General features: G+C 71.5%; 4 protein-coding genes. All 4 read left to right on the forward strand.

Translation table 11 applies throughout. From position 1 onward, the window contains the following. The 4 genes from GL259_RS36725 (at position 1) to fabD (ending at position 11,812) form a co-directional block, all read left to right on the forward strand. Complete coding sequence (locus GL259_RS36725) at positions 1-9,282, forward strand: SDR family NAD(P)-dependent oxidoreductase (RefSeq protein WP_159538028.1); 9,282 nt, start codon at positions 1-3, stop codon at positions 9,280-9,282. Next, the gene (locus tag GL259_RS38045) at positions 9,279-9,950 is read left to right on the forward strand and encodes a nitronate monooxygenase (RefSeq protein ID WP_208026571.1); all 672 of its coding nucleotides are present in this window, start codon (positions 9,279-9,281) and stop codon (positions 9,948-9,950) included. The genes GL259_RS36725 and GL259_RS38045 overlap by 4 nt, the downstream gene beginning before the upstream one ends. Continuing rightward, positions 9,902-10,642: a hypothetical protein gene (locus tag GL259_RS38050; protein WP_208026572.1), complete on the forward strand. Its 741-nt coding sequence runs from the start codon at positions 9,902-9,904 to the stop codon at positions 10,640-10,642. Before GL259_RS38045 ends, GL259_RS38050 begins: the two co-directional genes overlap by 49 nt. A gap of 78 nt (positions 10,643-10,720) precedes the next feature. Then, positions 10,721-11,812: an ACP S-malonyltransferase gene (gene fabD / locus GL259_RS36735; RefSeq protein WP_159538029.1), complete on the forward strand. Its 1,092-nt coding sequence runs from the start codon at positions 10,721-10,723 to the stop codon at positions 11,810-11,812. The last annotated feature ends 13 nt before the right edge of the window (positions 11,813-11,825 follow it).

Below are 11,825 nucleotides of genomic sequence, written 5' to 3' on the forward strand. Positions count from 1 at the left end.
ATGCTGAACGACATCCGGCGCGAATCCATCGCGATGGCGCCCGAAGGCACGCGGGTTCCCCTGCGCCACCTGTGCCGGGAGCAGGCCGGTACGACGGATCCGGCAGCGGGCGCGCCGCCCGGTGCCGGATCCGGCCTGGACGAGGACCTGCTGAGCCGCCTGCTGCTTCTCCAGCTCATGAGCGCGGGCCGGTTGTCCGGAGCGGCTCCGGCCCCGCTCCCCGGCGGCGGACTGCGGCGCTGGCTGGACGAATCCGTGCGCCGGCTGCGCGTCGGCGGGCTGCTGAGCGGCTCCCCCTCGCGGCCGGTCCCGGCGGTGACGGTGGACGGCTCCGCCGCGTGGTCGGAATGGGAGGAACACGGCGCCGACGCACGGGGGGACACCGGCCGGCGCGCGCGGTTCACGCTGCTCGACGCCACGCTGCGGGCGCTGCCGGGCATCCTGCGCGGCGAGGTGCTCGCCACCGACGTGATGTTCCCCGACTCGTCGATGGAGCTGGTCGAGCGCATCTACCGGGACAACCCCCTCTCCGACCGCTTCAACGGGATTCTCGCGGACGCCGCGGCCGCCGTGGTGCGGGAGATCGTCCGCGCCGACCCGGCCGCCCGCGTCCGCATCCTGGAGATCGGCGCCGGCACCGGCGGCGGGAGCGTCACCGTCCTCGAGCGGCTGGAGCCCTTCGCGGCGCACGTCGAGACGTACTCCTACACGGATCTGTCGAAGTCCTTCCTGATGTACGCGGAGGAGGAGTACGGGCCGCGGTACCCCTACTTGGACTACCGGTTGTTCGACGTCGAGGAACCGCTGGCCGAGCAGGGCATCGCCCCCGGTTCCTACGACCTCGTCCTGGCCACCAACGTGCTGCACGCCACGAAGGACATCCGCCGGACGCTGCGCAACGCCAAAGGCGCGCTCAAGCGGCACGGAGTCCTGCTGGCGAACGAGCTCTCCTCCCACTCGCTCTTCACCCACCTGACGTTCGGCCTCCTCGACGGCTGGTGGCTCTACGAGGACGACGAGCTGCGCATGCCGGGCGGCCCCGGCCTCTCCCCGGAGACCTGGGAGGAGGTGCTCGACGACGAGGGATTCGACTCCGTGTCCTTCCCGGCGCTGCGGCTGCACGAGCTGGGCTACCAGGTGATCGCCGCGGAAAGCGACGGCGTCGTCCGGCAGGCGGCCCGGGAGGCCGCGGCCCCGACGGCCCCGGCGGGGGAAACGGTCGACGAGCCCCCCGCCCGGCCGGAGAGCCGGGAGGCCGCCTCCGGCGAGGCGACGGAACAGCGGGTCAGGGACACGGTCTTCGAGCAGCTGAGACTGTCGTTGAAGCTCGACCGGTCACGGATCGGCGCGGATGACGCCTTCATGGACTACGGTGTCGATTCGATCATCGGTGTGCGGCTGATCCAGGAGATCAACCGTGCGCTCGGCACCGACCTCGCCACGACCGACCTCTTCGACCACGGTTCCGTCAACCGGCTGGCGCGGCACATCGTCGACCACGCGCTCCCGGCGGCACCGGCCGAACCCGCCGCACCGCGGCCGACCGGGCAGCGGGTCGCGCCCGAGGAGCCCGCGCCGTCTTCATCCGCGTCCCGGCGGCCCGCCGGGACGCACGCGGGGCTGACCGCCGCGGGCGCCCCGGCCAGGGAGCCCATCGCCGTCGTCGGCATGAGCGGCAGGTTCGCCGGTTCGGCCGGCGTCGAGCAGCTCTGGGAGCACCTCGCACAGGGCCACGACCTCACCGGGCCCGTCTCGCGGTGGGACCTGTCGCGCTACCACCCGGCCGACGCGCAGGGCTGCGAACGCGGCAGCTTCATCGACGGGATCGACCGCTTCGACCCGGCCTTCTTCAACATCTCGGGTGTCGAGGCCACGTACATGGATCCGCAGCAGCGGCTCTTCCTCGAGGAGTCGTGGAAAGCCCTGGAGGACGCCGGCTACGCGGGCTCCGGCACCCGGGGGCGGCGCGTAGGCGTGTACGTCGGCTGCCAGGAGAGCGGCTATGCGCAGCTGTTCGGCGCCGAGGCGCCCCCGCAGTCCATGTGGGGCAACGCGCTCTCGGCGATGCCGGCACGGATCTCGTACCATCTCGACCTCCAGGGCCCGGCGATCGCCGTCGACACCGCCTGCTCCAGTTCGCTCGTCGCCGTCCACCTCGCCTGCCAGGGGCTGTGGGGCGGTGAGACCGAGATGGCCCTGGCGGGCGGCGTCTCCCTGCAGTGCACGCCGCAGTTCTACGTGCTGGCGGGCCGGGCCGGCATGCTCTCCGCGAGCGGCCGCTGCCACGCCTTCGACGACCGGGCCGACGGCTTCGTGCCCGGCGAGGGCGTCGGGGTCCTCGTCCTCAAGCGGCTCGGCGACGCGCTCGCCGACGGCGACCACATCCGGGGCGTCATCAGCGGCTCCGGGATCAACCAGGACGGCGCCTCCAACGGGATCACCGCGCCGAGCGCCGCGTCCCAGGAACGGCTGGAGACCTCGGTCTACGACACCTTCGGCATCCGCCCCGACGGCATCCAGATGATGGAGGCGCACGGCACGGGCACCAAGCTCGGCGACCCGATCGAGTACCGGGCGCTGAAGCAGGCCTTCCGCCGGTACACCGACCGACGCGACTACTGTGCGCTGGGCTCGGTCAAGTCCAACCTCGGCCACACCATCACCGCCGCCGGCGTCGCCGGAGCCATCAAGGTCCTGCTCTCGCTCGAGCACCGGACCATCCCGCCCTCGATCAACTTCGAGCGGGCGAACGCGCACATCGACCTGTCCGACAGTCCCTTCTACGTGAACACGGTCAACCGCCCCTGGGCCGCCGGGAGCGACGGCACACGACGTGCCGCGGTCAGCTCCTTCGGGGTGAGCGGGACCAACGCCCACATCGTGTTCGAGGAGGCCCCGGGCGCGGTCCGCCCCTCCACCGCGACCACCGTACCCACCACGCACCTCGTCACTCTCTCCGCGGCCACCGCCGGGCAACTCGTCGAGCAGGCCGAGCGCCTGATCGACCACTGCGAGCAGCGGCCCGGGCTGGACCCGGGCGACATCGCCTTCACCCTCCTCGTCGGCCGCAGACACCTGGCGCACCGGCTGGCCTGGGTCGTACGCGACAGCGCGGAACTGGTCCGGACCCTGCGCACCTGGCTCGACGGGGAACAGAGCCCCCGCCTGAGCGCCGGCCAGGTCCCCGCGCAGGGGATCGAGGAGCGGGCCGCGCTGCGGAACCTCGGCAACGACTGCCTCCGGCAGGCCGCCACCGACCCGGCATCGCGCACCGAGTCGCTGTCGACCGTCGCGGACCTCTACGTCCAGGGCTACGACCTGGACTACGCCGCCCTCTTCGGCACGGGCCGGCACACCCGCGTACCGCTGCCGACCTACCCGTTCGCCCGGGACCGGTACTGGGTGCCCGAGCAGCGGGTGCTCGCCCCGGCTCGTCCCGGCACGGCAGGGCCGCACCCGCTGCTGCACGAGGACGTCTCGGACTTCGCCGCCCGCCGCTATCGCACACGGTTCACCGGTGAGGAGCACTTCCTCACCGACCACGTGGTCAAGGGACGGAAGGTGCTGCCGGGCGTCGCCTGCCTGGAGATGGCGCGGGCCGCCGCCGCCCTCACCCCGGGAACGTCCGGGCCCGGTGGCGGCGCCGACGCCGTCGCCCTGCGCAACGTGGTGTGGGCGCGGCCCGTGGCCGTGGACGCCGAGCCCGTCACCCTCGTCACGTCCCTCACAGCCAAGGGCCCCGACGAGGCCGACTACGAGATCACCGGCACGCCCGGTCCGGCGTCCGGCGCCGCCCCGGTGGTGCACAGCCAGGGGCAGGTGGTGCGGAGGGCGGTGACGCAGGCGCAGCTCGACCTCCCGGCCCTCCGTGCCGCGTGCGACCAGCTGGAGCTGACCGCGGCCGAGCTGTACCGCGCGTACGAGGCCATCGGATTCCGCTACGGCCCCTCGCACCGGGGCCTGGAGCGGCTGCACATCGGCCGCGGCCAGATCCTCGCCCGCCTCGTCCTGCCCGGCTCGGTCCGTGCGGCTCGCGACGCGTTCGTCCTGCATCCCAGCCTGCTCGACGCGACCCTGCAGGCATCGCTCGGCATCGGTCTCGCGACCGGCGCGGCCGAAGCACTCGACGTGTCCGGCATGAAGCCCTCCCTCCCGTTCGGCCTGGACGAGCTCGAAGTGCTCGGCGGCTGCCCGGAGTCGATGTGGGCCTGGATCCGCTTCGGCGCGGGCTCCCGGGCGGACGGACAGGTCTTCAAGCTCGACATCGACCTCTGCGACGACGGAGGACGGGTCCGCGTCCGGATCCGTGGCATGTCCTACCGCGTCCTCGAGGGCGAGGTCGGCGGGCACGGGCCGGACGCGGTGTCCTGCGTCAGCTTCCTGCCGGTCTGGCGGGAAGCCCCGCCGGGCGGCGACCCGGACGTCGCACCGCAAGAACGCGTCGTGCTGCTGCCCGACCTGCCAGTCCTCGGCGAACTCCTCGCCCGGCGGGATCCGGCGGCGCGGCTGCTGCGGCTGACCTCCGCCGCGCCCGGGATCGCGGAGCGGTTCACCGAGTACACCGTCCAGGCGCTGGACCACCTGCGCCGCCTGATGGCCGAGGGCGTGCGGCACGGGGTCCGCGTCCAGCTCGTCGTCCCCGACGAGGCCGGACTCGCCGCCACCCGCGGCCTGCTCGGGCTGCTGAAGTCGGCGCAGGCGGAGGAGCCGGGGTTGCTGCCGCAGGTGGTGGTCGTCGACCCGGCCGAGACCGCCGAGCGGACGATGTCGCGGCTCGCCGCGGCCCGGCGGCATCCCGACGCGTCCTGCGTGCGATTCCGGGCCGACCGCGTCGAGGTCCTCGGCTGGCGCGAGGGCGGCACGTCCGCGGAGGCCCGCGTGCCCTGGCGCAGTGGCGGGGTCTACCTCGTCACGGGCGGCCTCGGCGGCGTCGGCACCCTCGTCGCACGGGACATGGCCGAGGTGCGCGACGTCACGATCGTCCTGGCGGGCCGCTCACCGCTCGGACCCGAACAGGAGTCCCTCCTGGACGCGCTGCGCGACCGGGGAGCCGACGTCCGCCACGCGCGGGTCGACGTCACCCGGGCCGCCGCCGTGCGCTCCCTGGTGGACGGCATCCTGCGGGAGCACGGCGCCCTGCACGGCATCATCCACGCGGCCGGGGTGCTCCGCGACGGCCTCGTACGCGGCAAGACCGCCGACGACTGCCGCGCGGTCCTCGCACCGAAGGTCGCCGGCCTGGTGAACCTGGACGAGGCGAGCAGGGACGTACCGCTGGACTTCCTGGTGTCGTTCTCCGGCGCGGCGGGGGTGTTCGGCAACGCCGGACAGAGCGACTACGCGGCGGCCAACGCGTTCCTGGACGCCTACACGCACCACCGGCGGCAGCTGGTCGACCGCGGTGAGCGCTCGGGAGCTTCCGTGTCGGTCGACTGGCCGCTGTGGGCCGAGGGCGGGATGCGGGTGGATCCCGGCACCGAGGCGATGATGCGCGAGCGGCTCGGCATGACGCCCATGCCGACCGGCGCGGGCCTGGGCGCCCTGTACGCCGCTCTGGAGGCGCCGCACAGCCAGGTCCTGGTCGTCGCGGGCGACGCCGACCGGATCAGGCGTGCCGTGCTGGGCCGACCGGCGGCGCCCGAGGCGTCCCGGCCCGCACCGCCGCGGTCGGCCGCCCCGGTGGACGGCCCGAGGACGGGCCCGGTGCCGGTGCCGGCTGTCGGCCGGACCCGGCAGGCGACGGGCGGCGCGGCCGACCCGGTGCGCACCGCTGTGGTCGCGTGGCTCCGGCAGACGCTGAGCGAGGTGCTCCAGGTGCCCGGTCACCGGATCGACGCGGCGGCGCCCTTCGAGCAGTTCGGCATCGACTCGGTGCTGGCGCTCTCCCTCACCAACAGGCTGGAGACCGAATTCGGTTCCCTGTCGAAGACGCTCTTCTTCGAGCACCGCAACCTCCACGAGCTGAGCGCCTACTTCCTCCAGGCCCACGCGGACGCGGTCCGGACGGTCGTCGGCGTCCACGGCGAGCCCGACCGGTTCGCCGCGTCCGATGCCGGCGCCGCGGTCACCGTCGTACGGCCCCCGGCACCGGCCGAGGCGCCGTCACCGGCCGAGACCGTGCGGCCCGCGCCCCGGCCCGTGACCCGCGAGGACGCGATCGCCGTGATCGGACTCGCCGGCCGCTACCCCGGCGCGCAGGACCTGGACGAGTTCTGGGAGAACCTGGTCGCGGGACGGGACTGCGTCACGGAAGTGCCCCGGGACCGCTGGAAGCACGACCCCTCCGACGACTCCGACCGGAGCGGGCCCGGCACCCCCGCAGGGTGGGGCGGGTTCCTCGACGGCGCGGCCGACTTCGACGCACCGTTCTTCAACGTCTCACCGCGCGAGGCCGCGATCATGGATCCGCAGACGCGCCTGTTCCTGGAGTGCGTCTGGACCCTGCTGGAGAGTTCCGGTTACACCCGGGACCGACTGCGCGACGCGCACGGCGGCCGGGTCGGCGTCTACGTCGGCGCGATGTACCAGCACTACCAGCTGCTGTCGTCCGACCTCGCGCACGAGTCGATCACGTCGGTGATGAGCCACGGTGCCATCGCCAACCGGGTCTCGCACTTCTTCGATCTGCAGGGTCCGAGCCTCGCGATCGACACCACCTGCTCCTCGTCGCTGGTCGCGATCCACATGGCCTGCGAGGAACTGCGCAGGGGCGGCAGTGACATGGTGATCGCCGGTGGCGTCAACCTCTCCCTGCACCCCAAGAAGTACCTGGGGCTGAGCCTCACCGGCCTCACGGGCAGCGACCCCGGCAGCCGGGCTCTCCTCGACGGGGACGGTTTCGTGCCCGCGGAGGGCGTCGGCGCGGTGCTGCTGAAGCCGCTGTCCAGCGCCCTCCGCGACGGGGACGAGGTCCTCGCCGTCATCCGGTCGAGCGCGACCAACCACAAGGGCCGCACCAGTGGCCCCATGGTGCCGAGCCCGGCCCGGCAGGAGCGGCTGATCGCGGAGAACCTGGAGCGGGCGGGCGTCCACCCGCGCACGATCAGTTGTGCCGAGGTGTCGGCCAACGGTTCCCAGATGGGCGACGCCATCGAATTCGCGGCGCTGCGGGACGCCTTCGGCGCGCGCACCCGCGACGAGCGGTTCTGCGCCATCGGCACGGTCAAGTCCACGCTGGGCAACATGGAGGCGGCCTCGGGCATAGCCCAGCTGAGCAAGGTCGTCCTGCAGCTCGCGCACCGCCGGCTCGTCCCCTTCGCCGGGAAGGGCCGGCTCAACCCGGGGGTCGAGCTCGCGGGCACCGCGTTCTATCTGCCGCAGGAGGCGGAGCCGTGGCAGCGGCCCGTCGTGGACCTCGACGGCGAGGAACGGGAGTACCCGCTGCGGGCGACCGTCAACTCCTTCGGGGCGGGCGGCTCCAACGCCCATCTGGTCGTGGAGGAGTACACGGCGGAGCCCGAGGCCGACGACGCTGTCGTCCCGGCACCCCGGGAGTCCGCCCCCGCGCCGCAGATCGTGGTCCTCTCCGCGCGCACCGAGGACCGGCTGAGGGCCGTCGCGAGCCGGCTGCTGGAGTTCCTGTCCACGCGGGCGGACCTGTCCCTCGAGGACGTCGCCCACACACTCCGCTGCGGGCGCGAGGCCATGCACGTCCGGCTGGCACTGGTGACGGGGAACCTGAAGGGGCTCGCCGCGGGCCTCACCCACTACCTCGACGGTTCCGAGGGGAGCGCCCCCGTACCGCTGTTCACCGGCAATGCGGGGCGGGACGACTCCGACCTCGACCTGCTGCTCGGCGGGCGGGCCGGGGAGGCACTGGTCCGCGAGCTGCTGGCCGAGAACCACCTGGAGAAACTGGCCCTGCTGTGGGCGCGAGGCGGGAAGGTGCCCTGGGAGTCGGTGCGGCATGGCGACCGGACCCCGCGGCTGCTGCGGTCGCTGCCGGGCTACCCCTTCGACCGGAAGCGGTACTGGGTGCCTGCGCCCCAGGGAGGGGACGCCACGACCGCGGTCACCGCTCCGGCGGCGGTCACCCCTCCGCCGTCCGCTGCAACGGCCGGCGGAGCCGCGGACCGGATCACGGCCACCGTCGCCGACTTGCTGGGGATGCGTACGGACGAACTCGACCTCGCGACGCCGCTGGAGGACCTCGGCTTCAGCTCGATCCACGCCACGCAGCTGCTCCAGGCGCTGCGGATCGAGGTCGACCCCCTGGCCGACCTCCGTGCGCTGAGCGAGTGCCGGTCGACCCGGGACCTGGTGCGGCGCTTCGGGTCCGGGGCCGGCGCATCCGGCGGGACCGGACCGGCTCCCGTCGCGCCGGTGCGTATCCCGGAGGTCGTCCACCTCAACGCTGCTCGCGAGGGCCGGCCGGTCTTCTGGTTCCACGGCGGGCTCGGCGGCGTGGAGGTCTACGCGTCGATCACCGACAGCATCGAACGGCCCTTCTACGGGATCCAGGCCCGCGGCTGGATGACGGACAGCGAGCCGCTCCACGGGATTCGGGCGCTGTCGACGCACTACGCGCAGATCATCCGCACGGTCCAGCCCGAGGGGCCCTACGACCTCGGCGGCTACTCGTTCGGCGGCCTGCTGGCCTACGAGGTGACCCGTCGGCTCCAGGAGCAGGGCGGGACGGTCGAGAGCATCGTCATGGTGGACACCTACGACGACAGCGTGGGGGAGGTGACCATGTCGCGCCCCGACATGCTGTTGCAGCAGGTCAACGCCCTGCTGTTCGCCGCGTCCAAGCCGGCTCCGAAGGATTTCGCGGACACGCTGGTGTCCGTCCGCGAGATCGACTGGGGTCAGGACGAGGACGCCCTGCTCGACCGGATGCTCACCCTCGCGCGCCAGCGCGGGCTGAGGGGGGACCCGCGGACGCTGCGCACCCGCGTGCTGCGCAATCTGGCAGTTCAGGAGGCCTACGGACTGCTGGACTACGACATCGCGCCGCTTCCCCGGCCGGAGTCGGTCGCCTGTTTCTACTTCCGCAACCGAAGCGGCCTGTTCTACGGGGAGATGGAGCCGCTGTTCTCCACGCAGGAGGACGGCGCGGTCCTGGACAACGCCGTCTACTGGGCGCAGTGGCAGCGGCACCTGCCGAACTTCCACCAGATCGACGTGGACTCGGCCAACCACTTCGTGATGCTCGGCGACCCGGCGGCGCTCACCACGGTGCGGTCGTTCTGCAAGCTGCTCTACTCCGGCGAGCGCGGCAGGCGCCTCCCCGTGGCGAAGGCGTGGGTCACACGCCACCAGAAGGCGAGGGACACGAAGTGAGTGCGGCGGGAGAACGCGACGAGGACGCGCCGGAGCGGCTCGGCGATGCTTCCTTCCGCCGGGACTTCGGCGTCGACTACGCCTATCTGGCGGGGTCGATGTACCGGGGTATCGCCTCGAAGGAGTTGGTGGTCGCCATGGGGCGGGCGGGCTTCATGGGATTCCTGGGAGCCGCCGGCCTGAACCCCGAGCGGGTGACGGACGACATCGCCCACATCCGGCGGCACCTGGAGCCCCACCGGCCCTTCGGGGTCAATCTGCTGTGCGACCTCCGGCACCCGGCACGGGAGACGGCCAACGTCGAGATGCTGCTCGCCCAGGGTGTGCGCGTCATCGAGGCGTCGGCCTTCATCAAGGTCACCCCGGCCCTGGTCCTGTTCCATCTGTCGGGGTTGCGCTCCCGGCCGGACGGGGGGGTCGCCCGTGACACACGGATCGTCGCCAAGGTCTCGCGGCCCGAGGTGGCGCGCGAGTTCATGAGCCCCGCGCCGGAGGCCGTCGTCGAGCGGCTGGTGGCCGAGGGCCGGGTCACCCGCGAGCAGGCCGCGCTGGCCCGCGGGGTTCCGGTGGCGCAGGACCTCACCGTGGAAGCCGATTCGGGGGCCACACCGACCGGGGGGTGTCGACCGTGCTGCTGCCGTCGATGCAGAGCCTGCGGCTGCGCATGACAAGGGAGTTCGGGTACGGCGAGAAAATCCGTCTGGGGCTCGCCGGCGGGATCGGGACGCCGCACGCGGTCGCCGCCGCCTTCGCCATGGGCGCCGACTTCGTCATGACCGGATCCATCAACCAGTGCACGGTCGAGGCCCGCGTCAGCGACGCGGTGAAGGACCGGTTGCAGGGCATCGACGTGCAGGACACCGACTACTGCCCGGCGGGCGACATGTTCGAGATCGGCGCCCAGGTCCAGGTCTTGAAGAAGGGCGTACTGTTTCCCGCCCGGGCGAACCGGCTGTACGCGTTGTACAAGAGCTACGAGTCGTGGGAGGAGATACCGCAGGAGACCCGGGGGCAGATTCAGGACGCGTACTTCAAGAAGAGCGCCGAGGACGTCTGGCGGGAAACCTGCGAGCACCTGCGGAAAACGGGCCGTGAGTCGGAGATCGAGCGGGCCGAGCGCAGCCCGAAGCGGCGCATGGCTCTGCTCTTCCGCTGGTACTACGGCTACAGCAGTCGGCTGTCGTTCATGGAGGCCGATGTCGATCGGGCCAACGTGCAGATCCACACCGGTCCTGCGCTCGGGGCTTTCAATCAATGGGCGCGTGGCACACCGTGGGAAAACTGGAGGAACCGTCATCCGGACCAGATGGCGAAGGAACTGATGCGTGAGGCGTCCTCGATTCTTTCGGGATACAGGTAGCCGAGGGAGCGGATTTTCTGGCAGGGTGAGGGTGGAACATGATCGCGGTCGTCGAGACCAGCTGAGGAAGGATTTCCCATGAGGACCTACATCTTCCCCGGACAGGGGGCGCAGCGGAAAGGGATGGGTTCTTCTCTTTTCGATGAATTCGAGGATCTGACCCGCTCGGCCGACGAGATCCTGGGCTACTCCGTCATGGACCTCTGCCTGGAGGACCCTGACGGACTGCTCGACCGGACGCAGTACACGCAGCCCGCGATGTATGTCGTCAACGCCCTGTCCTACTACCGCAAGCTCCGGGAGACCGGGCAGGTTCCCGACTTCGTCGCAGGTCACAGCCTCGGCGAATACAACGCGTTACTGGCGGCCGAGGTGTTCGACTTCGAGACCGGCCTGCGGTTGGTGCGCAAGCGCGGAGAGCTGATGGGCCGGGCGTCGGGCGGCGGGATGGCAGCCGTGCTGAACGCCTCGGAGTCGGAGATCCGGACGATCCTCGCGGAGAACGGACTCGACTCCGTTGATCTGGCGAACTTCAACACGCCGTCGCAGACGGTGATTTCCGGCCGGGCCGAGGACATCGAAGCCGCGAAGCCGCTGTTCCAGACCGGAAACCACCTGTTCATGCCGCTGCGGACGAGCGGGGCCTTCCATTCCCGGTACATGGAGCCGGCCCGCGTGGAGTTCGAGGAGTTCCTCGCCGGAGTGACCTTCTCGAAGCCGCGCATACCGGTCATCTCCAATGTGACCGCGCGGGCCTATGAGGATCACCTCGTCAAGGAGAACCTGACCCAGCAGATGGTGCACGCCGTACGGTGGTCCGACTCCATGGAGCACCTCCTCGAAAATCCCGGCATGGAGTTCGAGGAGATCGGTCACGGTAATGTGCTGACGAAATTGCTTGAGAAGATCCGCCGCGAAATCAAAAACGCCGGGAAAGTGCGACCCGGAAGCCCGAAGAAGACGACCGAAAGCGCCGGGGAGGTGGTCCGGAAATGGAATGAGCGGTATGCGGTTGGTTCCCGATTCCGGTCCACCGCAGGAAGCTACGGAGAACTCGAGACCGCTACGGAGGCAACCGTCCTCTTCGGACACCGGGCGGCCGTCTACATGCAGGGATATCGCGGGTACTTCGATCTCCGGGAACTGGAGCCGGTACCGGCAGCGCAGTGAATCCGAAACCGAC

The organism is Streptomyces sp. Tu 3180, from assembly GCF_009852415.1.
GTDB lineage: Bacteria > Actinomycetota > Actinomycetes > Streptomycetales > Streptomycetaceae > Streptomyces.